Source organism: Paenibacillus sp. FW126-R14 (assembly GCF_058789495.1).
In genome coordinates, this window is record NZ_JBYTBS010000017.1 from 62,845 (window position 1) to 88,120 (window position 25,276).

At 50.4% G+C, this 25,276-nt stretch carries 20 protein-coding genes and 1 pseudogene; 4 read left to right on the forward strand and 17 right to left on the reverse strand.

The window, feature by feature from the left end:
- Nucleotides 1-573: 573 nt before the first annotated feature.
- The 10 genes from AC3WRW_RS13440 to AC3WRW_RS13485 all read right to left on the reverse strand — a co-directional run bounded on the left by AC3WRW_RS13440 (nucleotide 574) and on the right by AC3WRW_RS13485 (nucleotide 9,618).
- Complete coding sequence (locus tag AC3WRW_RS13440; RefSeq protein WP_492546818.1) at nucleotides 574-1,512, reverse strand: MsnO8 family LLM class oxidoreductase; 939 nt, start codon at nucleotides 1,510-1,512, stop codon at nucleotides 574-576.
- A gap of 11 nt (nucleotides 1,513-1,523) precedes the next feature.
- Nucleotides 1,524-2,306, reverse strand: coding sequence for an SDR family NAD(P)-dependent oxidoreductase (locus tag AC3WRW_RS13445; protein WP_492546819.1), 783 nt, complete (start codon nucleotides 2,304-2,306; stop codon nucleotides 1,524-1,526).
- 158 nt (nucleotides 2,307-2,464) lie between these two features.
- The gene (locus AC3WRW_RS13450) at nucleotides 2,465-3,550 is read right to left on the reverse strand and encodes a Gfo/Idh/MocA family protein (protein ID WP_492546820.1); all 1,086 of its coding nucleotides are present in this window, start codon (nucleotides 3,548-3,550) and stop codon (nucleotides 2,465-2,467) included.
- A 31-nt stretch (nucleotides 3,551-3,581) separates the two neighbouring features.
- Entirely contained in the window at nucleotides 3,582-4,664 is a 1,083-nt protein-coding gene (locus tag AC3WRW_RS13455) for a Gfo/Idh/MocA family protein (protein WP_492546821.1), read from the reverse strand.
- 266 nt (nucleotides 4,665-4,930) lie between these two features.
- The gene (locus tag AC3WRW_RS13460; RefSeq protein ID WP_492546822.1) at nucleotides 4,931-5,602 is read right to left on the reverse strand and encodes a hypothetical protein; all 672 of its coding nucleotides are present in this window, start codon (nucleotides 5,600-5,602) and stop codon (nucleotides 4,931-4,933) included.
- Nucleotides 5,603-5,737: 135 nt separating this feature from the next.
- Nucleotides 5,738-6,700, reverse strand: a complete 963-nt coding sequence (gene glpX, locus AC3WRW_RS13465; protein WP_492546823.1) for a class II fructose-bisphosphatase — start codon at nucleotides 6,698-6,700, stop codon at nucleotides 5,738-5,740.
- 41 nt (nucleotides 6,701-6,741) lie between these two features.
- Nucleotides 6,742-7,533 (reverse strand): pyruvate, water dikinase regulatory protein, encoded by a 792-nt coding sequence (locus AC3WRW_RS13470; RefSeq protein WP_492546867.1) that lies wholly within the window; start codon nucleotides 7,531-7,533, stop codon nucleotides 6,742-6,744.
- A gap of 27 nt (nucleotides 7,534-7,560) precedes the next feature.
- Complete coding sequence (locus AC3WRW_RS13475; protein ID WP_492546824.1) at nucleotides 7,561-8,175, reverse strand: helix-turn-helix transcriptional regulator; 615 nt, start codon at nucleotides 8,173-8,175, stop codon at nucleotides 7,561-7,563.
- A gap of 239 nt (nucleotides 8,176-8,414) precedes the next feature.
- Nucleotides 8,415-8,957 (reverse strand): chromate transporter, encoded by a 543-nt coding sequence (locus AC3WRW_RS13480; RefSeq protein ID WP_492546825.1) that lies wholly within the window; start codon nucleotides 8,955-8,957, stop codon nucleotides 8,415-8,417.
- A gap of 16 nt (nucleotides 8,958-8,973) precedes the next feature.
- Nucleotides 8,974-9,618, reverse strand: coding sequence for a chromate transporter (locus tag AC3WRW_RS13485; RefSeq protein WP_492546826.1), 645 nt, complete (start codon nucleotides 9,616-9,618; stop codon nucleotides 8,974-8,976).
- A gap of 244 nt (nucleotides 9,619-9,862) precedes the next feature.
- On the opposite strand from AC3WRW_RS13485, the gene AC3WRW_RS13490 reads away from it, so the two are divergent.
- Complete coding sequence (locus tag AC3WRW_RS13490) at nucleotides 9,863-10,231, forward strand: hypothetical protein (protein WP_492546827.1); 369 nt, start codon at nucleotides 9,863-9,865, stop codon at nucleotides 10,229-10,231.
- A gap of 256 nt (nucleotides 10,232-10,487) precedes the next feature.
- On the opposite strand, the gene AC3WRW_RS13495 is transcribed toward AC3WRW_RS13490, so the two are convergent.
- Complete coding sequence (locus tag AC3WRW_RS13495; protein WP_492546828.1) at nucleotides 10,488-11,396, reverse strand: DMT family transporter; 909 nt, start codon at nucleotides 11,394-11,396, stop codon at nucleotides 10,488-10,490.
- A gap of 195 nt (nucleotides 11,397-11,591) precedes the next feature.
- On the opposite strand from AC3WRW_RS13495, the gene AC3WRW_RS13500 reads away from it, so the two are divergent.
- Nucleotides 11,592-12,803, forward strand: a complete 1,212-nt coding sequence (locus AC3WRW_RS13500; RefSeq protein WP_492546829.1) for a threonine synthase — start codon at nucleotides 11,592-11,594, stop codon at nucleotides 12,801-12,803.
- A gap of 19 nt (nucleotides 12,804-12,822) precedes the next feature.
- Entirely contained in the window at nucleotides 12,823-13,026 is a 204-nt protein-coding gene (locus tag AC3WRW_RS13505; protein WP_492546830.1) for a hypothetical protein, read from the forward strand.
- 17 nt (nucleotides 13,027-13,043) lie between these two features.
- Here the strand turns inward: AC3WRW_RS13505 and AC3WRW_RS13510 are convergent, their stop codons facing one another.
- The 4 genes and pseudogenes from AC3WRW_RS13510 to AC3WRW_RS13525 all read right to left on the reverse strand — a co-directional run.
- Entirely contained in the window at nucleotides 13,044-13,535 is a 492-nt protein-coding gene (locus tag AC3WRW_RS13510; RefSeq protein WP_492546831.1) for a hypothetical protein, read from the reverse strand.
- A 158-nt stretch (nucleotides 13,536-13,693) separates the two neighbouring features.
- Complete coding sequence (locus AC3WRW_RS13515) at nucleotides 13,694-17,404, reverse strand: rhamnogalacturonan lyase family protein (RefSeq protein WP_492546832.1); 3,711 nt, start codon at nucleotides 17,402-17,404, stop codon at nucleotides 13,694-13,696.
- 36 nt (nucleotides 17,405-17,440) lie between these two features.
- Entirely contained in the window at nucleotides 17,441-18,289 is an 849-nt protein-coding gene (locus AC3WRW_RS13520; RefSeq protein ID WP_492546868.1) for a DUF4972 domain-containing protein, read from the reverse strand.
- Nucleotides 18,287-20,578 (reverse strand): annotated as a pseudogene (locus AC3WRW_RS13525) (rhamnogalacturonan lyase); the annotation flags it as partial. The gene AC3WRW_RS13520 and the pseudogene AC3WRW_RS13525, both read right to left, overlap by 3 nt.
- Nucleotides 20,579-21,964: 1,386 nt before the next feature.
- Between AC3WRW_RS13525 and AC3WRW_RS13530 the strand changes: the two are divergent.
- Nucleotides 21,965-22,258, forward strand: coding sequence for a hypothetical protein (locus AC3WRW_RS13530; protein ID WP_492546833.1), 294 nt, complete (start codon nucleotides 21,965-21,967; stop codon nucleotides 22,256-22,258).
- Nucleotides 22,259-23,192: 934 nt separating this feature from the next.
- Here AC3WRW_RS13530 and AC3WRW_RS13535 read toward each other — a convergent pair.
- Both AC3WRW_RS13535 and AC3WRW_RS13540 read right to left on the reverse strand, forming a co-directional pair.
- Complete coding sequence (locus AC3WRW_RS13535) at nucleotides 23,193-24,338, reverse strand: glycerate kinase (protein WP_492546869.1); 1,146 nt, start codon at nucleotides 24,336-24,338, stop codon at nucleotides 23,193-23,195.
- A gap of 30 nt (nucleotides 24,339-24,368) precedes the next feature.
- Complete coding sequence (locus AC3WRW_RS13540; RefSeq protein WP_492546834.1) at nucleotides 24,369-25,253, reverse strand: NAD(P)-dependent oxidoreductase; 885 nt, start codon at nucleotides 25,251-25,253, stop codon at nucleotides 24,369-24,371.
- Nucleotides 25,254-25,276: the final 23 nt, after the last annotated feature.

Genomic DNA, 25,276 nt, shown 5'->3' on the forward strand with positions numbered 1-25,276 from the left:
CATGTTGGCGGTTAGCTGACTGGTGGGTGTACATTGAATACTTGTTGGCTGATGCGGAATGGTGAGTGGGCATTGAATACTTCTTGGCTGATGCGGAATGGTGAGTGGGCATTGAATACTTCTTGGCGGAGATTGGACTTGTGAGTAGACATTGGATACTTGTTGGCGGGGAGCGGACGGGTAGGTGCAGCGGAATCATGTGTTGGGTGGGCAATGAAAGATGCTCAAGGCAGTCGATGCAAGTTTGCGAGTCTCAGGTTGGTGGATACGAGCAGTGATTGTGAGTACGAGTGAAGCAGGGAGAACTACAGGGCTTTATTTTGCCCAAAGCTGCTTTTTGGCAAAATAGTGGGAACTATAGTCCGCTATTTTGCTGTTTTGGGCTAAAAACGGGGGAATTCGGGCAAATAAGGCCCTATATTCCCCCCTATCAAGCCAAATCGGCTGATTTCTCCGAAATAGCGGACTGCAGTTCCCTTTCGGACGGAGCAACGCGCCGAAAAGCAATGACATTGCGCAGCAGTGCCACAGCTGGCTCAGCAAATCATCGAGCTCAGCAGTGCCACAGCCGGATCAACAAATAATCGAGCTCAGCAGTTCATATGAGCGCAGTCTTTTATCGTAGTCGGCAATCGGCGTAACGACGAGGTATTCGTCGATGCCGCAGCGCTGCGCTTCCCGCTCCAATTGCTCCTGCACGCTGGCCGCAGTGCCCAGAAACATCCTGCGCTGGGCTAGAGGCTGACCCTCTGCTCCAGCTCCAGCGCCTCCCTCATCTGCCACCTGCAGCCAAGGCAGTGCAGCAGCCAAAGCCCGCGCTTCCTCCTCCGAATCGGCGCAAACTACGCCGGCCGCTACGATGACACGGGGGCGCTCGCCTTGAGCGGACGGCATGAATTTCTCCCGATATCCGCCGACAACTTCCACAACATCGCTATCGCTCATGAACTGTCCAAACACATAACCGGTTCCAAGCTCTGCTGCGAATGCAGCGCTTTTGCTGTTCGTGCCGAGCATCCAGACGTTTGGCGGAATCGCTGGCACCGGCCTTGCAGTTACCGGCTGCCCCTCGCACTCAAACCGGCCTTCCAGCAAGGCCATTAACGACTTCAATGAATCCGGCAGCTGCCGAACGTTTTCCAGAAAATTCCCGCTGAGCGCAATCGTCGCATGCGCCGAGCCACCCGGCGCCCGCCCGATGCCTAGATCGATCCTGCCGGGATACAAAGCAGACAGCATATGAAAGTTTTCAGCCACCTTCATAGGTTTATAATGCGGAAGCAGCAGAGCGCCCGAACCAAGCCGGATTCGCTCAGTCCGCGCGCCAATATGAGCAAGCAGCACTTCCGGCGACGGACAAGCCAGCGCGGGCATATCGTGGTGTTCGGCGACCCAATAGCGTGAGTAGCCCCATTGTTCAGCATGCCTGGCCAGTCTCACGGCTTGCTCATAAGCAGCGCCGGCATCTGCCGGGGAGATAATCGGCACAAGATCCAATACACTAAGTTTCATTCGAATGTACCTTATAGCGCTTCGCCTTTGCCGCCATCCACGTTGACGGAAGTTCCCGTCACATAGGAAGCCACTTTAGATGATAGAAACGCGATAACGTTCGCCGCTTCATCGGCATCGCCGATCCGGCCAAGCGGAATGCCGTGCCTTGCATCTCGGGCGTACTCGTCCCAAGTCAGCTCCGGCGCCTCCCGCTTCCAGCCCTTTTCCAGCTGATCGCTGCGAATCTTCCCGATGCAAACCGTGTTGACGCGGATGCCATCCCCGGCAAGATCCTTGCTCAACGCATTGGTTAAGGCGAGTCCTGCTGCACGGCTGACGCTTGTGGGCAAGGAGGATGCCGGCGGTGTTTTGGCTGCGGATGTTGTAATATTTACAATCGAACCGCCACCGGCTTGACGCATATGCGGAATGGCGAACCGGGAGCAATGAATCGCACCAAAAAGTTTCAGCTCAAGATCGTGCCGCCATACTTCCGTACCTACCTGTTCAAAAGGCTTGGCCGCAGAAGTCCCGGCATTGTTCACCAAAATATCGATACCTCCGAATGCTTCGACCGTTTGCTCAACGGCGCGTTGGCAATCCTCCTCGGAAGTGACATCGGCTTGGATCGTCAGCACCTTGCTCCCTGTGATACTCGCAATATGTTTGGCGGCTTCCTGAAGCTGCTCCTCATTCCGTGCACAAATAGCAACCTTCGCTCCCTCGCGGGATAGCGTTATGGCTGTCGCTAAACCAATCCCTTTACTCCCGCCTGTAATTAAGGCGACTTGACCATGCAAGCCTAAATCCATTGCTTCATCCATCCTTTCATTGACACAACCAGAGTAGTTCAAGCATACTCCTTTTTTATGGCATAGGAAAGAGCACTCCGGATAGGGGGATCCGATCCTCCATTTCTGCGACCGCAGCGCATCAAAAAAGAGAGGCCTGGGCCTCTCCTTCATTCATATTAAGCATTCAAATAAACAGCTTTACCCGTGCGCGCCGATTCATAAATAGCTTCCAAAATTTGCGACACGACATACGCTTGCTCAGGCGTTACGACAGGCTCTGAATCCGTTTCGATCGCCTTGATCCACGTGCGCATTTCCAAATCCGCATCGCTTTCTTTGGCCCCGTCATAAAAAGCAACTCCGCCTGCTTTCAAATCCACTTCCGTCGTATACAAACGGCTGTGCTTCTCGCCATTGATGCGAAGTCCGCCTTTCATATCAGCGCCGCCTTCCGTTCCGCTAAGTGAACATTTGGCTTCGTCGACTTCCAGCGTGTTCAAGGCCCAGCTGGATTCCAGCATGATGGTTGCTCCGTTTTCCATCACGATCATACCGAATGCCGAATCTTCCACGGTGAATTTGCTTGGATCCCATGGGCCCCATGCGTTGGCAGCATTCTCCTTTTGGGACAATTCGTGATAGGACGTCCCTAACACAACTTTCGGCTTATAGTTATCCATCATCCAGAGCGTCAAGTCCAAGGCATGTGTCCCGATATCAATTAAAGGACCTCCGCCTTGTTTTTCTTCATCCAGGAATACGCCCCATGTCGGAACCGCACGGCGGCGAATCGCATGCGCTTTGGCAAAATAAATCTCGCCAAGCTCCCCTTGCTCGCAAACCCGCTTCAAATGCTGGCTGTCCGCGCGGAAACGGTTGTTGTAGCCAATCGTAAGCTTTTTGCCTGTACGCTTAGCTGTTTCGGCCATGCGTTTGGCATCGGCTGCCGTTTTCGCCATCGGCTTTTCACACATAACATGCTTGCCCGCTTCCAGCGCCGCAATGGCAATTTCCGCATGCGAATCGTTCGGCGTAAGCACATGCACGATATCGATGGTCGCATCCGTTAGAAGCTCTTTGTAATCTTCATACACGGCAGCGCCCTCTGCGCCGTATTTGTCCGCCGCCTTTTCTGCACGTTCTCCAACGATGTCACAGAATGCAACAATTTCAACATTTTTCAACTTAGCCAAGCTCGGCAAATGCTTGCCGTTTGCAATACCGCCACAACCAATAATACCGATACGGAAAATACGTGACATGAGAATACCTCCAAAGCTTCGTCTGTTTTATTTAGTTAGGAAGTTCAATTGTGACTTCGCGTTTCAGAACCGAGGAACGGATGATGCCGTCGATTATCGCTTGATTCCGAACGATCTGTTCACCTGGAATCGGTGCTGGCTTGCCGTCACGAACCGCTTCCACAAAATCGCGGACCTTTTCGTTAAACAGGTTCTTTTTATGTTCAATGAGCGGAATTTGGCTTTCCGTATGGTGTCCAAGAACATCGTGGAAGTACGTAATGGATCCTACAGATCCGTCAAATACGCCGCTCCACGGCCCTTTACCGGCAGGAGTCACCTTCAATCCGCCATCTGTTCCAAGGAACAAAGTTGGTCCTAAAGTATCCATATGCATCGCCCATGAGATTTTAAAATTCAGCACGAGATCGTCCTCGAACCGGATCATCGCAACGCCGAAATCCTCTACATCGAAGCGGGCTGCTTCTTTATGATATAACGGGTTCGTTCCAAAAAAATTAGAACTGTAAGCGGATACGGTAAGCGGTTTCGGATAACCCATTGCATTTAACGCCATATCAAGCGAATAGCAGCCGATATCCGCCATCGCGCCGGCACCGGCAATTTCTTTGGAAATAAATGTCCCGCCAGGCATGCCTCTTCGGCGTCCGCCGCCGGTTTCCACATAATACACTTTGCCCAATTGACCGGACTGAACGACATCTTGAATGACTTTCATGTTCGGGTCATATCTCGGTTGGAAGCCAACATTGAGCATAAAGCCTGTCTTTTTCGCCGTTTGCGCCATCTCTACCGCTTCATCCAGTGTGACGGACATCGGCTTCTCAAGCATAACATGCTTGCCTGCCAGCAAGGCATTCACCGTTGTGCGGTGATGGGCGACGTTCGGCGTGCAAATGCTTACCCCGTCAAGCTCCAACTCCAGCAGCTGCCGGTAATCATCAAAGGCCTGCGCCGATGAAAGCTGCCAGTAATCAATAAATTGCGCCGCTTTGCCAGGCACTGCATCAGCAACGGCGACAATTTCTACGTCCGCCAACTCTCGGTAGGCTTTTACATGAGCGCCGGCAATACCGCCGCCGCCAATAATGCCGATTTTCAATGTTTTGCTCATCCCATTACCTCATCGCTACATGTAATATTAAGACATCCTCCTTAAATGTAGCATAGGAATAGAGGGATTTTTAGTCTAACATTAGGACAAATAGGCTAAGGAATTACGACACGATAAATTTCAAACAAGTCCAAAAGGCTGCCCTCCAGCAGATAGATCTGCTTTCGAAACAGCCTCGCCGCAAGCTTTTGCCATCATTGCCAATCTTGCCATTCGTACCATCCTTCGCAATTCTCTCAGGCAGCTCCTCTATGATCCTCCAGCTTTTACACGCCTTCCTTACCGCCTGCCTTATTCCGTGCATCTTCCAAAAAGCTCCGATACGCCTGCTGCTCCGGATGATCACGCACTAAGTCCTCATAGTAACGAGTGACCCGTTGAAAATAGTAGGGATGGACGTCCTGCGTCGGAACCAGCCTGTATGGATTCCACCGATACGTCTGCACTTGGAAGGCTTTGTCATGATCCTTCACCCATAGCGCGATTTCGCATAATCCGTCTCTGCCTTCTCTCGTTGGCATATCCTCAACTTCCAAATGATTGTACGAGGTTCCGGGAGGAATCATCCGTTGGAAACCGTTTGGCGTCCATTGGATGATATCGAGCTCGGAACCGGCGCCCTCCTGCACCCAGCCGACGATCACATCCCAGCCTTCTCTGCGGGAAACAGGCGCCGCGACAAAATCGGTCACATCCCTAATGCCTCCCGTGGCTGCGGATGCGATAGGAAACCAGGTACCGGAGTAATCCTTGAGTGAAAACAGGTACTGGTTGTCTAAGTATCTATACATGGCCGTGATTTCGGGAGAGCCGTCACCATCCACGTCAGCATGTAAGATCGCCGCGGGATTCCCTTGCTGCTGCAGCTGTACAATCTCTGCTTGTCGCGGAATACAGCTTCGGACGACAGAAAGAAAATCAATCGGAGTCAAACTCATGGTTATCCCTCTTTTCGCATCAGTCTCAACTAAAGTATATGCGTCAGTGGACTTGGCCCATGATCAGTTCGTCTCCGCGCAGCAAAAAGACCATAAAATTCAACCAAGGTTGAGGTTTATGGTCTTTTTTACCCGTTAAGCGCTCCCCAGATACACCTGCGTCTGATGAACGCAATGAATGAAACGCACCGTCTGCGTTTCGGCTCGCATCACGACCGAGTGAGTCTCCGCCCGTCCGCCGAGCTGAACTTTCACGCCGCTCAAGAAATCGCCTGAAGTGACTCCTGTAGCTGCGAAGTAGATGTCGGATTCACCGACCAAATCGCGCATGCTAAGCACTTTGGACGGATCAGTAATGCCCATTGCCAAACAGCGGGCCACCTCATCTTCATTTTCCGGCAGAAGCCGTCCTTGGAATTCACCGCCCATGCAACGCAGTGCTGCCGCGGCAAGCACGCCTTCCGGCGCTCCCCCCGATCCCACGTGCAGATCGATGCCCGTCTCGGGAAAGGCTGCCGCCATGGCTCCCGCCACATCGCCATCGCTGAGCAGATGGATTTTGACGCCAAGTGTGCGCAGAACCAGAATTTTATCGGCATGCCGTTTGCGATCCAGAATGGAGACCGTTAGCTCTGTTACGTCTTTTTGCAGAACGTCTGCTGCTTTGCGCACGGTGACTTCGAGCGGGTCCTCCAGCCTCAGATGACCGGCTAAGCGCGGCCCGACCGCAAGTTTCTCCATGTACATATCCGGAGCGTGCAGCAAATTCCCTTTTTCAGCAACGGCTACCACAGAGAGTGCATTGTTTCTGCCGCTTGCGACAATATCCGTACCCTCAAGCGGATCAACGGCTACATCGTACTCAGGACCAACGCCGCTGCCGACAGACTCGCCGATGTAGAGCATCGGGGCTTCATCCATCTCCCCTTCTCCAATAACAACCGTTCCCCGAAAAGGAATGGAGCTAAAAATAGAACGCATAGCAGAAGTTGCCGCCTCGTCCGCGCTATGCTTATTCCCTTTTCCAGTCCACCGTGCGGATGCTAAAGCAGCGTATTCCGTAACCCGTACAATTTCCAGTGATAAATCCCTTTGCATACACCCATTCGCCCTTTCTATTTTAGAATCGTTTGAAGCACTCAAGTTCTGTCAGCCAAAATAAGACCTGCTGTTTCTTCAATCGCCTTCTCACTGACATCAATCACTTGGCAGCCGAGCTCACGATACAATTTCATCGCAAAAGCAAGCTCTTCTTTCACGCGCTCCTCTGTTGCGTATTTCGCGCCAAAGGGAAGCCCGACCGATTTCAATCGTTCGGTACGAATGCGCACCAGGTGATCAGGATTCATCGTTAAACCGATTAGTTTCTTCGGATCTAACTCATATAGAATGGCAGGCGGTTTTACCTCAGGAACGAGCGGGTAATTCGCCACCTTATTTCCTTTATGCGCCAAATAGATGCTAAGCGGTGTTTTGGAGGTGCGGGAAGGCCCCAAAAGTACAATATGGGCGTGCCTCATCGCGCTGGGATCTTTGCCATCGTCACAATTTACGGTGAACTCTACCGCTTCTACCCGCTGATAGTACTGCTCATCCAACTGGTAAAGCAGGCCTACTTTCCGCTTCGGAGAATCCTTAAACGTATCGATGAAAGCCTGCATCATAGGTCCCATAATATCGATCGCATGAACGCTGAGCCGGATCGCTTCCTGCCGCATCATTTCCCTGAGCTCGGGGAGCACAAGCGTGTAGGCGATAAAACCGTTTACTTTCGATGCTTCTTCCACTACGGAGCGCACTTCATCTTCCGTTCGGATCGAACCGAAGCGTTTCACTTGCACTTGGCTGGCATTAAATTGACGGATGGTTGCTTGTACGACGGTATTCGCCGTTTCCCCCACAGCATCCGAACAAACGAAAATCGTATGCATCTTCTCTCCCACTTGCACTCCTCCTGATTAAGTTCCCAGCGCTACTTCGAGCAGCAATTTGGTCATCGTCGTTTTCGTAATTCGGCCAATTACTTCATCATGGTCCAGATCCGGCCCTGCCGACTTAACGACAGGCAGTCCGTCGACTTGATGATGAATCATTTTCCGAGCTGCCTCTAGCACACTGTCGTCCGGGTTCACTGTCACAATGTTCGGATGTCTCGTCATGACTAGCGAAATGGGCATTGCATTTGCCGAAGATTGCCCCAGCGTAACCTTGAGCAAATCCTTTCGTGAAACAATACCGACTAAAGCTCCCGCTTGATTAACAACCATTAAGCTGCCTACATTTTCGAGAAAAAGCGTCACAACGGCGTCGCTGACCGTCACGGTTTCCCTTAGTACGACGGGAATGCCCATGACTTCTTTGACTTTCAACGCTTCGATATGCTTGAATGGCGAATTTACCTCAAGCGCAGCCTTCCCGAGAAAATAGCCGACTTTCGGCTTGGCATCGATATGCTGAAGCATGACCAGAACAGCCAGATCCGAACGGATCGTTGGCCGGCTTATACCTAAAAGCTCCGCAATACGTTCCCCCGTAATCGGGGCATGTTTGCCCACTAGATCAATAATTTCCAACTGGCGGGTTGTAAGCTCGATGATGTTTCCCTCCTAAACATTTCAAAAGAACTCAATAGTGTGTTCTATTTTTTATATATTGTATATTATATAGCATAATTAAGGAAAATAACATTGTTTATAGCACATAAAATAAAATTTTATCGCCCGGAGTCGTTAATCGAAGTGGATCGAGTATGTCAAAAAGCTCCCTATCCACTTCCGCGAGGAAATGAAAGAGAGCTTGGCAAGCTTTGAATCTATTGAAAAAACACAATTCCCATAATGCCCGCGCCTACAATAATAATAAAAGGATGCAGCTTATATTTAACAATGCCCAGGAAAGCGCCGACTGTGATTAAAATCGTCGCGATCTGCGGCCAAGTGACCGGCAGCTTCGCTTCTCCCCAGCCCGCCATACCGAAGTGAATGGCCGCAAATACAATCAGGCCGGTTACTACAGGCTTTAAACCGTAGAAGGATGACTTGAACCACTTATTGTTATGCCATTTGTACAAAAATGCCGCTAACAAAATAATCAGAATCAAAGATGGCAGCACCATCCCGAGTGTCGCTACAATGGCTCCAATCACGCCTGCTGTTTGAAAGCCGATCAATGTGGCGCTGTTCGTTGCGATCGGCCCGGGACCTGTCCCTGCCAAAGACACGATTTGATTAAAATCATCCGCCGAGAGCCATTGATTCCGGCTTACTTCATGCTGGATGATCGGCATCATCGCGTAACCGCCGCCGAAAGACATACATCCGATTTTAAAGAAAGTAAGAAACAATTTTAGAAGCAAAATCCCTCACCTTCCCTCATATGCCGTCTGCGATGAAATAATCTGCTGCCCGATTGCTCATTGACGGTTGCGGTGGCGTATCTTTGCTCGCGAACGGATCTTTCATTCCCCATTTTTGCTTCAGGAACACTACCGCAATTCCGATCACAAAACCGAACACAATCATCAAAATCGGCGAAATCGGGAGAAACAGCAGAGCAAGCACGGTGACCACGGCAGCGAATAACGTCATTTTATCAATAATGGACGACTTCGCCATTTTGTACGCGGCAGCTGCGATCAGTCCAACGATAGCAGCGTGAATACCTCCCATAATGGCTTGCATCTTCGGATAATTTTGAAGAAAAGCGTAAACCATACTAAGGACCATGACAATCAAAAAAGCAGGGAGCGTAATGCCGATGACGGCTGCTACCGCTCCTCGAATGCCAGCCAGATGGTAACCGACTAAGGCTGACACGTTCACGCCTACGCCGCCCGGAGCCGCTCCGGAAATGGCAAGCAATTCTGTCATTTCGTCATCGGACATCCACTTGTTCGTTTCCACCACTTCTCTGTGAATGGCAGGCAGCATCGCATAACCGCCGCCAAAGGTGAGTGGGCTGATCCGCAAAAAAGTCCAGAAAATACGCATTAATTTAGAAAAGTTATATATTGGCATGTTGGTTGACCTCCCCTGCACTTGATTCTATTTTGAACTAAAGTCAGAGAAATGTCCAATCATTTTTACTAATCCCTTCCCTAAATCCCCCTTATAATGCAGGACAATTACGCACTTTCAAATCCGATCATCCCGATTAAAGATCTAAGTTTAATTTTTTTCGGAATAAAGGTGAGAGCTTGGTTCCAGAAGGGTAAGCAGACATAAGAACATCTTATATTCACAACGAAAGGAATGATGAGGGATGAGCCGAATGATACAAGCCTATTTTCACACCGAAAATCAAGCTGAGGACGCAAGGGTGCTGCTGCTGAAATATGATCCGAGACAACTTGAAGTTGGAAGATTGCCTGATGGCTACGGCGGCAGCGGGCGGCTGCTGCTTCCGATCATGGAAGGCGGCGGCTTGATAAGCGAAGTCAACGCGAACAACAAGTACGGCATCGTTGACGTGCTGCCGACTGCGGCTCCGGTGTCAGCCGGTGATTCGAACAACGGAGATGTCCATGCGCTGCATTATGTGCTTTCAGCCAAAGTCGCTGACGCTGACTATTCAGCCGCCGTGGAGGAGATACGCCGTAATTACGGCCATTTGGAGGAGTTCGACGAGTAGCGATTTACTTCTATTGCTAGCGCTAACGGACCGAGCAGGCTTTATCCGAAGAAAATCAGCTATTTATGAATACTAACGGACACCGAAGCAGTTATTCACGAAAAATCCGCGTAATTATGAAGTATATTAGTCTAGTAACGACTCTGGAGTCTGTTTTGATGAGAAGAAGCCCACTTATCGAAAATAACGACAATGAGGTCCGATATTGAGCTTAGAGGCTGCCTCAAGGTTGATTTGCCTTGGGACAGCCTCTTCTTCATGCGGCCTGCGTTTGCCGTTTTTTCATCGCATAATTCGTTAAATAGACACCGGTCACAATCCATACGGCGCCTATAAGATGATACAGCTGCAGCGACTCGCCCGTAAAAGCCGTGGCGAAAATCGCGCTGAACATCGGGATGAAATTCAGAAAACCTGCGCATCGCTGCGGGCCGGCCAATGCGATAGCGCGGTTCCAGCTTAGGAAAGCAACGATCGAAGCGAATAGTCCGATATAGATGAGTCCGGAAACGAGGCCCGAATTCCAAACAATCTGCGGGGATTTCACCGCCCATTCCATAAGCGAAAGCGGAATCAGCATCAGCAATGCGAAAGCAACCTGAGCCAGCAGCAAAGGGCTGGACGGAAACTGTCCCCCTGCCTTTTTCATCCCGACGGAATATAATCCCCAACACAAAACAGCTATCAGCATAAACAAGTCACCTTTATTGAAGGAAAGATGAAGCAGAGCGGACAAGCTGCCGTGACTGATGATCCAGCTTACGCCAGCCATCGAAATCAGAATGCCGGGCAATGCCGTCCACGCAAACTTTTCCCTCATCACCAGCCATGTTAAGACAACCACAATAATCGGTGTGGCAGAGTTCATTAAGGAGGCATTAATCGATCCTGTGTATTGCACAGCGATATAGGTCAGCGTGTTAAACCCGGCAACGCCCGTTGCAGACAGGAACAATAGCGTTTTCCAATGCTTTAGCAATTGCGCTCTTAACCGCCAAGTTTGCCTGCCATAGAAAGGCAGCAAACATAGAAAAGCGATGCCCCAACGCAGGGCAGCGAGCGTAACCGGGGGAATATGCAGGACAAGCGCTTTGCCCGCAACAAAATTGCCTCCCCATATACATGTGGCAAGCAATAAAAGTATGTAAGGTGATCGTCGTATCATGCCGTCTTGAGCTCCTTTAACGTTATCATCTTGGTCACTCATCTATCCATGATAACATATGACGGAATCGGCCGGGTGATGAGAGTGTTCGAATTGCTCCCAAAAAACAGGCTCGTTGACAGGTAGGATTCCTATCTATTACGATGACTAAGTATAATTATCCAGCGGTCATAAAACATATAGGAGACTTCCGCCATGCCGAATAGTTTTGTTTCTCATCTCTATTGCCCCAAATGCGCCTCACGTTACAACATCGAAGACAAGCATCAGCTTTGCCTCTGCGGTTCGCCGCTATTAGTCGCATACGATATGGAGCGTTTAGCCGGGTCCTTGACTCCCGCCATGCTGCGTGAGCGCGAACCGAGCCTATGGCGGTATCGCGAGCTTCTGCCGGTCATCCATCCGGAGCATATAGTTACGCTCGGCGAAGGCTTTACCCCGCTGCTGCCCATGCCAAGCATCGGCGCAGACATGCAGATTCCAGGTCTGCTCATGAAAGACGAAGGCTTGCTGCCAACCGGCTCTTTCAAGGCCCGGGGCGCAGCAGTCGGAATATCCAAAGCGAAAGAATTGGGTGTGCAGGAGCTCGCCATGCCAACCAATGGCAATGCCGGAGCCGCTTGGTCTTTGTATGCGGCCAGAGCCAAGATGAAATCCACCGTCATTATGCCTGTGGATGCACCGCTCATTACTCGCAACGAGTGCGCGATTTCCGGGTCCAACCTCTACCTCGTCGACGGGCTGATCAGCGATGCGGGACGGATCGTTGCGGATCTCGTCAAAGCCTACGGTCTCTACGACGCGTCAACGCTCAAAGAACCTTACCGTATCGAAGGCAAGAAAACGATGGGGTTGGAAATCGCCGAGCAGTTGGACTGGAAACTGCCCGATGTTATTTTGTATCCAACCGGCGGCGGTGTCGGGTTGATCGGCATTTATAAAGCGCTAAAGGAACTGCAAACCTTAGGATGGGTACAAGGCAAATTACCGCGGCTTGTCGCTGTTCAAGCGGAAGGCTGCGCTCCGATCGTGAAAGCTTGGGAGGATCAGGAGAAAGAATCACAATTTTGGGCGGAATCCAAAACGGTCGCCTTCGGCATTAACGTTCCGAAAGCGCTTGGCGATTTCCTAGTATTGGAGGCGCTGTATGCGACAGGCGGATGCGCGGTTTCCATTCAAGACGAAGAGCTGCTGCAAGAACAACAGCGGGTGGCGGAGCTGGAAGGGGCATTCGTATGCCCAGAGGGAGCGGCCACGTTCGCAGCCGCAAGAAAACTGAAGCAATCCGGCTGGATCGGAGACGATGAGATCGTCATCGCGCTGAACACGGGTGCAGGAATTAAATATCCGGATACCGTAACCGTGCAGGTTCCCGTGTTGCAACCCGGGGAGCGGATCACGAGATAAAGCCGGAGGTGAATTTGTATTGAATAAGACGCTATTGACGGACATGCAATTATTCGCGGCGGCACTCACACAAGTGAATGTCGCCGTCATCCAGCGAACCGCCGATGATATTCCTGTTTTTCTCGCAGTAGGTGTCATTAAAAGATACACGCCTTATGAGGTACAGGTCGGCGAATTCACTTATATACGGGAAGAAAGCGAATTTCGCGTTGAAGAGGAGTAAATCGGTAAACCCTCCATTTAATAGAATGACACATCACAATAAGAGCCCAATGGAATGATTTCATTCAAATAGCTGTACATGGCTTCTTTCTCGCGATTTTGAAGACTTCTTGTCGCATAAAAAGCAAAATAAATCACGCTCTCAGCTCTATCATATTTGACAAACGTTAACCGGCCGAATGGAAACAACCGATTAATCGCCTCAATAATGCCATATTGATTCAAATTTCTGCGCTTAGCGGTTTGGACTACGGCTTCCGGCATGACCTGCTCGAGCGGAACTTTATCCGTTTGCACCAAATGATAAGCTTTCACTTGGTAGCGAACGTACGGATATAAGTAACCGCTTGCAAATTGCTGCAGCCGCTCTGCGTCCTTTTCCGTTAAGTGCAGATCTTCATTCCATGCATAGATCGTCGCCTTATGCTTTTCCGTCGTATGAATCCGAACATATTTCAAATGCGGAAAACGATTTTTCACCAGCTGCTCCGATAATAAACGAGTTCCCATCTGTGATCACTCCTTCGGATGATTAGCCTGTCTCTGCCGCATATGCGGTAGAAAAAAGGCAGCTAACCTTTTTACGGTGACAAAGGTAGCTGCCTCATTCTTATTATCTTATTCCGGTACGGATAATTCAAGACCTCTCCGCAGGTTATCTTTTTAGCCTATTCGTTTAAGATATATCTGGCTACTATACTTAAATCCAGAATATCAATCACGCCGTCCGCGTTGACGTCCGCTTTGCTGTTCCAATTAGGATCGGCGCTCGTTTGTCCGTAGTGGGCGGCAATGAAGGCTAAGTCACCGACACTCACTTGACCGGAATTGTTAACGTCGTAAGCATGGCTTGTGTTCACCGAAGCCTGGAAGGCTGACAAGGCGGCATTCAGCTCAGCAACGGCTTGCGTAATTTCCGCTTGGGTGACATTTGGATTCGCTTGAACAGCCTTGGCCTTCGCAATGGCAGCTCCAAGCGCAGCTTTCGAGCCTACCGGATACTCTCCTTGACCGATGCCTTCCACCGCTTGTGCATAGCTTGTTTCTGCCGAGCTGATCAGCGCATTCAAGGATGACAAGTCCGCATACCGAATCGTAATTGGTTTACCCACAGATTGGAAGGTCGTTTCTACACCTTGGGCATTCGCGACCTGGGCTGAGCTGTAGACATTCGTATCAACCGTGCTGCTTACCGCCTTGGCTCTCAACTGAAGCGACACTAATTCACTGCTGCCCGTCACCCCGTAATCCGTTCCTAAACTAGCCAAAATGATTCGCACCTTGCCCGGCGTGCTGTACACATTGCCTACAACACTTACACCCTCTTGTAGTCCTGTTACTGACACATACTCGAAATATTCCGGATCGTAGGTAAAGCTCACATTTTGTGCGATGACCTGTTCTGTAATGCCAGTCAGCCCGTATTTGAGCGAAATCGTCTCGCCCGGCTTCAGCATGCTGCCGCCGCTTAATGTAACGCCCGCTTCCTGCAGATCGCCTGCAGGCACCGTAATGTTCGGCATTGGCGGCATGGTCATTCCGCCACCGAGATAATAGCCGACATGCGGCGGCTGATTGTAGGCGGTATTTTCACGGGCTACACCTAACCGGTAAACAGGATCGTGCATAAGCGTATAGAAGCGATAATCCGTTACGTCTGTTGTCATGTAGATGCGAAGCGCGCTGCTGTCTTCAAGCCGCCACATCGCTTCTTCGCGCCAGTCGCCGAATAGATCGGCTTGCAGCCCCGGATTCCCCTTTGTTCCATTGTTGGAGAAAGTTCCTTCTGCTATAAGCAGCGGTACCACACGTGAATTCTCATAATCCCATTTCAAAATGTTGCCTACGCCTGTTAAAGTCTTATCGTTGTACGTATGATCCAGCAGCTCGCGCTGCAGATCTCCGTCCCACCAAATGGCGAAGTTCGCAGGCGGGATATGAGTGGAAATCTCATTGCCCTTCACATCGTACAAGCCTCCTGAGGTGCTGTTCCAGCCCCCCGCATCAATAGCCCAAGACTCGGCTCCCTTATATCTTGGATCGATATCCGCGGAAAGACCACGGCCCACGTCATACGTTGTCGGTTTCCCCCAGATGAGCTCTCCTGTTCTCGCGTCGCGGAATTCCAAGCCTGCCGGGCTCGGCTTCTCCTCATGAACTTGAAAGACCTCGTACCCGGGACGATCCGGGTCCAAATCGCTCAGGTGCATCGCATCGCCATGACCTAACCCCGTCGTATACAAGCCTTTGCCATCGTGATCTACGGCCATCGCGCCATAAACAATTTCATCCTTGCCGTCGCCGTCTACGTCTGCAACGCTTAAGTTATGATTTCCTTGACCTGCATAACCGCCATTTCCGGGAGTGTCGGAATCGAACGTCCATACCTTGGACAGCTGCCCGTCTCTCCAGTTATAGGCGACAAGAACGGATCTTGTATAGTAGCCTCGCGCCATAATCAGACTGGGGCGCTCGCCATCCAGATAGGCAATAGCCGCCAGAAAGCGATCGACTCGGTTGCCGTAAGTATCTCCCCAGTTTCCGACTGTTCCCCTCGGAGGCTCGTAGGAGGTGGTAGTCAGCGTTTTGCCTGTGGCTCCCTCAAAAATGCTCAAGTACTCCGGTCCGGTTAAAATGTAGCCGGATGAATTGCGGTAATCCGCCGCACCGTTTCCAAGCACGACGCCGGCTCCATCGATGGTGCCGTCTGCTGTTTTCATCGCGACTTCGGCTTTGCCGTCCCCATCGAGGTCATACACCATAAATTGCGTGTAGTGAGCACCAGCGCGGATATTTTTGCCCAAATCAATGCGCCATAATTGCGTGCCGTCCAGTTTATACGCATCGATGTATACATTGCCTGTGTAGCCGGACTGAGAGTTGTCCTTGGAATTGGACGGGTCCCATTTCACGACATATTCGTATTGTCCATCGCCATCCAAATCGCCTACGCTGACATCATTCGCACTGTACGTGTAGGCGACGCCATCCGGTGTCGTGCCGCCCGCAGGCTTGTTTATCGGGATATCCAAATAATTCTTTGCCATGACAGTTGCGCTGCCTGAAGCCGTTTGTTCAATCCCGCCAATCACCGCTCGAACGGTATACGTCGATTCAGGCGTTCCGTCACTGTCCAGGAAGTTTGTGCTCGATGTGATCGGCGAGGCGTTAATTTTCCGGCCGTCCCGATACAAATTGAATGAAACGGTACTAGGTTCGGTGCCAAACAACCGCCAACCGACGTATACACCGTTACTCACTTTGATTGCGGTAAGGCCGCGTTCCAGGCGTTCCATTTGGCGCTTGAAGATTTTTTTGATCGGCGATGCGGCAAAAGGTGTGAGATCGGATAGTCCCGCCGTGCTTACCGCTGCAATTTTGTAATAATAAGGAACATTCGTTGTCACGGATCGATCTACATAAGTCGGCTCCGACGTTGCAGCAATTTTACTATAGGTCCCGGTCTCGCTTGCCGATCTGTATACATAGTAAATAGTTGCCCCGGCAGCAGCGTCCCACCCTAAGGTGACGGAATCTTCTGTCGCGTTCGAAACGATAAAATGAGCAGGAACAGCCGGTTTTTGACCCGACCCGTCGGCGACAGTGACCGTAAGCGGATCGCTTTTCGGAGATTCATAACCCCCGCTCGTGTTCGTCACTGTATAGGTGTAGGTTAAGCCAAGCTCCACAGAGGCGTCCGAATAGGCAGCTCCGCTCGTCGTTGCGATTTTGACATAGTCCGATTGGCCTTCCGCTTTCCTGTAAATGCTGTATTCGCTCCCGCTCTGTGCCGCATCCCAGCTTAGCTGCACGCTTGGTACGGGCGTTACGCTCACGCTTTCAACCTTGACACCCCGCATCACGACGGCAGGCGTGATTTCAATAGCATTCACTCGGCCGTCATTCCCGCCAATGTCAAAGTTCATCTGACCGTCCGCGACAGTTACAACTGCCGTAATGTCCTGGAAGCTGCCGCTGGCGGTATTGGTTGAGCCACGGTTTATGCCTTCAATCGTTACAGAGGTCTTATTGCTTGCGATCCCATCGCCAGCGCTTAATTTAACGAAATAATCCCCATTTTCCATATCGACTTTAAAAGAAAAGCTTTTATCAATCACAAAATCTCTTAAAAGATCGCTGTAAGCAGCCCCCCGGTCCCGACTGGCTATGACTTTGCTCAGCCCGTATCCGAGTGCGGTGGTGTACAACGTCGATTCGGAGACGCGCGTATATCCGGGAGCTACAGGGCTTGTCACCGTTCCAAAATCAAACAGATAGGCATGCGGAGCGGCATGGCCGGTCTGGGGAAGCAGCGCTGCGCTTGAAAACACGCTGCATGCCATCGTTGCGCTTAGCAAAAACGGAAGCATTTTTCTCATTTTCATTGTCGCATTCATCTACCTTTCGTTTGCAGCTTACAAGTCGTCGCCCATAATTAAACGAGCCAGTATAGAGAGATCCACAATATCGATCATTTTATCGTTATTGAGGTCATATTTCTTCCAATCTTCCCAATCCGGGTCAGCTTGCGATTTGCCGTATGCTTTGACCATAAGCGCCAAGTCGCCGATGGTTGTTTTGCCATCGTTTGTATAGTCGCCGACAACGCTTGTAACAACACTGTTACGGAAAGTCTGCAATTTAGCGGAAAGCTCGGCAATCACTTGATTAATAAGCTCTTGTCCGATAGTCGGATCATTGGCTGCTTGAGTCGCTTTATCAATAGCCGCCTGCAGGATCGCTTTGGATCCGGCTGGATATTGTCCGATATGACCGCCCTCAACAGCTGCGTTAATCACACCCTGCGCTTCTGCGATCAAGGCATTCAGCTGCGTTTTGTCCCCGGAACCGATTTGTACGGCGTACGAACTGCCTTGAAGCCGCTGCTCTGCGCCTTCTCTGTTCGCAACAGTCAGCGCTGAGACAGATGCAGTGCCAACTCCGGATTGCACGGAGGCTTTGGCGGTCAAGGCAATGCTAAACAACGGGCCGTTCGGACGCGCTTGTTTGTCTCCGAAGTGAACGCCAAGAATGCGAATCTTGCCAGGCGTTATTTTGTAATCGAGCACTTTGAAAGTGTCCGTGTCCAAAGAAACAGGAGGCGAATTGACGATATCCAGCTTCGACGTATCCACATCAATCGTGATATCTTCCGCTAAAACCTCCGAGGGTACATACTCTAAACCATAAGTAACGTTGAACGATTGACCCGGGGCGACAGCGTCAGGACCGCTTAATGATGCGCCTGCCACAAATGGCTTCATGTTCGGAATCGGAACCTTGGACCAATCCGTGTCAGAGGCAAAATAAAAACTTGTATACGCCGGTTGATTGTACGCCGTGTTCTGTCTGGCAATTTCAGCACGATACTGCGGATCATGCATCAATGTATACAGCTTGCGATTCGTTTCTTCTGTGCTCATATAGATTCGGATAGCCGAACTGTCTGTCTTCCTTACGAGCAATTCCTCTCTCCAATCGCCGAAAATGTCCGCAACCAGCGACGGATTCCCTTTCGTGGAGTTATTCGTCGTTGTTCCGGTAGCCGTCAGCGCTCTCGCTCCTCCCCACACATCAATCGTCGGTGTGGAGCCTTCCGCACCGTTCACAATTTGCGTCGTCATGTTGCCCGCCCATTTGATGCTCATATTTGTGCCCGGCATGGATGTTCCGAGCGTCGTGCCGTCTGCCATGCGCAGTGCAGTGGCCCATGTTTCTATGCCTCTTTTGGTCGTATCGACATCCCCGATCATGCCACGGCCTGTGTCTTTTCCAGTATAGGCGCCATAGATGGTTTCCCCTGTTTTCGCGTCACGCAAGGAATAGCCGTAAGGCACGCTTGTTGCACCCTCATGGACCATGAAAATTTCCAAGCCTGGACGATCAGGGTCAATGTCAGTGACATGAAGGGCGTCTCCATGGCCGAGAAGCGCATAAGTGCCCGCATTCGGTCCTGTGGAGATCGTATCGCCTGAGCTGTATAACAATGTGCCATCATGATCAATCGTCGAGGAGCCGTATACGATTTCTTGTTTGCCGTCGCCGTCCACATCAGCGCTGCTCAAAGAGTGAGCTCCCTGCGTGGTGAGCGAGGCGTAGGCTGGATTGGAGCCCGGTCTGCCGTGTGGTGTGTCATTGAATGGATTGGTCATTTTCACCCACCCGCTGTCAACGTACCAATATTCCTCTAAATGCTTGCCGTTCCAGCGGTAAGATACGATCGTACTTCTGGTATAGTAGCCTCTGGCAATAATCGCATACGGATTAGCGCCGTCCAGATAAGATACGCCTGACAAGAAACGGTCAACCCTATTAGCCGGTTCAATTCTGGCAAGTGCGTAATCTCCCCACATAAGTCCGTCGTCTTCACGGCCCGGCTTGTAGTGAATGGTCTCCAGCTCCTTGCCTGTCGCACCTTCAAATACGGTCAAATACTCAGGACCATCCACAATAAATCCTTCGAATTCGCGTAATTTGTTATTCGTGCTGCGGCTAGGGGCGTATACGTCCATAAAATAATCCGCTAAAAGCTTGGCATCCCCTACGGAAAGCGGATACGCATATTTTTTGGGAATGCCGAAGCATTCTTCCAATGTTTTAGGCCACGAGCCGTTAACTACCTCGGGATGCTTGTCCCAATTCATGAACATGCTGACCACGTGATTATAGTAGCCTGCGGCACTCAAACGATAATCGTCGGTGTTCGAGTAGCCTGCCGCAAGATCTTCGCCCGGCATCGTAATGTACTTCGTAGATGTGACATTCCCTTGCGCATCGTAATTGCTGATCTTCGTGCCCGGCGCTGTTTTGAACATCATTTCCGCTTTCCCGTCGCCATCGAAATCATAGACCATGAATTGCGTATAATGTGCTCCCGCCCGAACGTTTACCCCAAGATCGATGCGGTACAAAAGAGTCCCGTCAAACTTGTAGCAATCTACGTAGACATTGCCTGTATAACCTTTTTGAGACACGTCTTTGGAGTTGGAAGGGTCCCATTTGACGAAATATTCGTACTGGCCGTCTCCGTCCACATCGCCAACGCTCATGTCGTTCGCTTTGTACGTATAGGCTTCTCCTGCCGGCGTTACGCCGTCTGCCGGTTTTTTCAACGGTAAGTCGTAGAAACCGTTGGCCCACGGCGTAACGTATGCGCTTTTATCCACTTCTTTTCCGTTTGTAACCGCAGCAACGTAATACTTTGACGAAGATTTGCCTGAGCTGTCGAAATAATTCGTACTGCTATCAATCGTCGCAATCTTCACGCCGTCTCTATACAGATTGAAATTTCTCCCTGTTAGCCCTGTGGCAGAGTACCCTGTCACCTCATTGCCGAGCAGCCGCCAACTAAGAAACACACCGGTGCCTTTCACAACGGCCGTCAAGCCACGATCCAAATACTCCAGTTGTACTCCTGTTGAGGGTGATGTTGACACCTGATTGCCCAACTGCTCATTGGCTGCTGCTGTTCCGACCATGCCGCTGAACAAAACCATACAGCCCGTTGTGATAGTAAGCGCTTTCTTTGCGATGTTGGATTTTCTTTTCGCCATGCTTTTAGTCACCATCCTTATCGGTTATGAAACTTCTGTTTCGACATAATTCGATACAATATGTTTCTAGATTTGATGCTCAAGATTTTTTTGTGAAATACAACATTGGAAGCACTTTATGCCGCACTTCTTGAAAGAGCGATTTACAAATCCCCTGCGGATATTAGCTCGATGTTATCCTATCTGTGCAGTTGCAGCCTCCTCTCACCGTTGCTTCGTAACTCCATGACTCGTCCATGTTTCTCACTACCTCTAAAATGATACATTGTGTATTTTTTATTTACCAAATAAAAAACCGTTATTTTTGTTCAAGAAACAGTCATATTCCCTGATTGTTAGACAGGACAACCTGAGAACGTAAAGAGGACAACCTGAGAATGTAAAGAGGACAACCTGAGAATGTAAAGAGGACTATCTGAGAATGCAAACACAAATAGAACCTAGCCTGCGGCTAGGTTCTTGTCTTAACTCGTACGTTAGAGCGTGGGGAGGGAGATGGATATAGTGCTCCAGCCTTTTCTTAGAATCGTATGTTCTTACTCCGATTCGGTTGAAGGAATGGTACGTCTCATCACGCTTCGGACACAACAACTGTTATTTTCGCGATAAGCGTCGTATCTCTCTGCTAACGGACATCAGAGGCTGTATCTGCCGATTTCGTAGCGAAATCAGTCCCCAAATGAGCAAATAACAGCGCTGGTGTCCGCTGCATGTTAGTGAGGGTCTTCTTCCATCGAATAAGGGCCTCTCTGTCCGTCTTGAAAATCCAATCCTTCCTGCCTGCCTAATGATGAATAAGATCCCAAACATGTACCTCGCTATTCAATAGGGAGCTCCATTCCCTTATTTGAGCAAAAATCAGTTCTCTACTCTCGACTTCTCAAGCTTCTACTTCTACTTCTACTTCTACTTCTACTTCTACTTCTACTTCTTAACGTTACTTTCAACACTGTGCTCTATCCTACAAATCTCCACTCACCTTAACTCTCTGCTGCATCCAACATTTCCCAGTACTCAAACACGTTAGAAGTTAGTCTCCTACTGGCCCTCATTGGACGAAATCCAATGTAATCGCCTTGCAGACGTGCTTTTTCTCCGTTTCATTGGATGGATTCCAACGAGAGCGGCTAAAATGGCGCTAATACTATCCAAAATTCATCACTTCGTTGGATTTTTTTGTCCAGTGTAATTAGCAGTAGGCGTCCAAAATCGCATGTTCGTTGGAATTCATCCAACGAGCCTGCGTCTCCTCTGGCGTTGCTCCCCGTACGTTGTACTTTATACAACGATTAGGGTTCTTTTCGGGGCCAAACTAACTCTTCATTGTATAAAATACAATGATTCTCCTTCAAATACGCCGAACACACGGCCACAAGGATCATATGGTTGCACATACTGCAACATAGCCTCCAGCCCCAGCGTAAAAAGGCGCAAATGATTGCACATAGTGCAACATCAGCGCCAGAAAACCTTACAACTTCAGCTACTTCTACTTCTGCTTCTGCTTCTGCTCCTACTTATGCTTCTACTCCTGCTTCTGCTTCTGCCTCTACTTCTACTTCTACTTCTACTTCTACTTCTACTCCTGCTTCTGCCTCTGCCTCTGCTTCTACTCCTGCTTCTGCCTCTGCTTCTACTCCTGCTTCTGCTTCTGCTTCTGCTTTTGCTTCTGCTTCTTAACATTACTTTCCACACTGTGCTCTCTCCTACAAATCTCCACTCACCTTAACTCTCTGCTGCATCCCGCATTTCCCAGTACCCAAACACGTTAGAATTTAGTCGCCTACTGGCCCTCAGTGGACGAAATCCAATGTAATCGCCTTGCAGACGTCCTTTTTCTCCATTTCATTGGATGGATTCCAACGAGAGTTGCGCTAACTCTAATATCATCCGAAATTCATCACTTCGTTTAATTTTTTGTCCAATGTGATTGGCATATTAACATCCAAAATCGCATGTTCGTTGGAATTCATCCAACGAGCCTGAGTCTCCTCAGGCGTAGCTCCCCGTACGTTGTACTTTATACAACGATTAGGGTTCCTTTCGGGGCCAAACTAACTCTACATTGTATAAAATACAATGATTCTCCTCAATTTCGCCGAAAACACGGCCACAAGGGATCAAATGGTTGCACATAGTGCAACGAAGCCTCCATCCACAGCGTAGAGAGGCGCAAATGATTGCATAAAATGCAACATACGCGCCAGAAAACCTTACAACTTCAGCTCCGTGACAGCCTCCAACCATATCCCAGGGCCCCTTATTTAATCCCTGCCCGCACAGAAGCCAGTTTAAGCACCCAAAATCACATGTTCGTTGGAATTCATCCAACGAGCCTGCGCCACCTCTGGCGTAACTCCCCGTACGTTGTACTTTATACAACGATTTGGGTTCTTTTCGGGGCTAAACTAACCCTACATTGTATAAAATACAATGATTCTCCTCAATTGCGCCGAATACACAGCCACAAGGGATTAAATGGTTGCACATAATGCAACCAAGCCTCCATCCGTAGCGTAAAAAGGCGCAAATGATTGCACAAAGTGCAACATAAGCGCCAGAAAACCTTACAACTTAGGCTGCATATCAGCCCCCAACCATATCCCCGAATCTCTTACTTCCCTGCCCGCAATGAAGCCAAATAAGTCCGCATTACATGCTCCGCTTTTTGCGTCAGCAGCCCAGCAGTCCTGTCCATCGCCTCCTGCAGCGACATCGGCCCGTTCACGATACTATGGATGCTCGTGATGCCATACTCGAAGAGGACTTCCACGCCTTGTCCGATAGCACCGCTCAGCACAACAACAGGCACGCCCTTCTTCTGAGCAGCTTGAGCGATGCCCATTGGAGCTTTGCCAGAAGCAGTTTGCGCATCTGTCCGGCCTTCGCCCGTAAACACAAGCGAGGCACCTTGCAGATGCTGATCAAACTTGCACGTTTCCATCACAATCTCAACACCGCGCCGCATTTTGGAGGGGAAAAATGCTTGAAACGCGCCTCCCAGTCCACCTGCCGCCCCTGCGCCAGGCACATTATGAACGGCGATGCCCGTATGAGCCTCCATAAGATCCGCCCAATGTCGAAGCGCCTTATCAAGCTCTTCGACCATCTCGGGACTCGCCCCCTTCTGCGGCCCGAACACATAGGACGCTCCTTGCGGGCCAACGAAGGGGTTGACCACATCAGACGCAATCGTGAAAGACGATTGTGCAATTCGCACATCCCAATTAGCGGCATCAATGCGGCTAATTTGTGTAAGACCTTGCGCCCCATACGAGACAGGCTGCCCGTCCGCATCCAAAAGCCCTAACCCGAGCGCTTGGAGCATACCGCTGCCACCATCGTTGGTTGCACTGCCGCCGAGCGCCAAAATAAACTTGCGATACCCGCTATCCAGCGCATGCCGAATGAGCTCCCCCGTTCCGTAGGTCGTCGCTAGCCAAGGATTTCTCAGCTCCTCACGGATCAAAATGAGCCCGGAAGCCGCTGCCATCTCAATGACGCACGTTTCTTGATCGCCGAGAACGCCGTATTCGGCTGTCACCTCATCTAACAGAGGGCCGCGAACAGGCACTCGGATTGTCGTCCCCTGCGTCGCGCCGATCAGACTATCGACCGTTCCTTCTCCGCCGTCAGCCATCGGCACGAGCACGGTTTTCGCGTCGGGAGCCGCCTTTCGAATGCCTCGCTCGATCGCAAGAGCGGCCTCTTTTGCGCTTAAACTGCCCTTAAATGAATCGGGCGCAATGACAATTTTCACAGACGTCCCCTCGATCCCGGTCACATTTGATTAAAGTCTGCTGATCAATTTATATAACGCATGCGTACCGCTGTCTTCCTCACCGCTCGCAGCCAATTGTTCGTAGAGAGATTCGGCCAACGCAAGCCCTGGCAGCTTCGCATTCATTTCTTCAGCGGATTGAAGCGCGATTTTCATATCTTTAATAAAATGTTTGACATAAAAACCGGGCGCGAAATTCCCGGCAATCATCCGGGGTGCCAAGTTGCTTAACGACCAGCTGCCCGCGGCGCCCGATTCAATGCTTTTCAGCACAGTGGCAGGATCCAGCCCTGATTTTTCCGCATAGACAAGCGCTTCGACCACACCCATCATATTGCTGGCAATGGCGATTTGATTGCACATTTTGGTATGCTGGCCTGCGCCTGCTTCCCCTTGGTAGACGATGTTCGTACCCAGCTTTTGAAACAATGGCAGCACAGCATCAAAAGCTTCGCGCGAACCCCCCACCATAATCGACAGTCTCGCTTCTTTCGCCCCGACATCTCCGCCGGAAACCGGCGCATCGAGCGCATACATCCCGCGGGAACGAGCCTCCGCTTCAATCCGCTGGGCAAGCTTCGGGGAGGACGTTGTCATGTCTATGACATAGCTGCCCAGCTTGGCGTTCTGCAAAATCCCATTTTCGCCCAAATAAATTTCTTCCACATCGCTTGGGAAACCAACCATTGTAAGAATAACATTACACTGCTGCGCCAAACTCCCGGGAGTTTCTGACCAGTGAGCACCTCGATCGAGGAGCTCTTGCGCTTTGGATTTTGTCCGTGAAAACAGGTGAACCTGGTAGCCTGCCTGCATGAGATGGCCTGCCATACTTTTGCCCATAACGCCAGTTCCTATAAATCCAACAACGGTTTGTGCCGGATGAATGACCACACAGAAAACCACCTTTCTAAAAT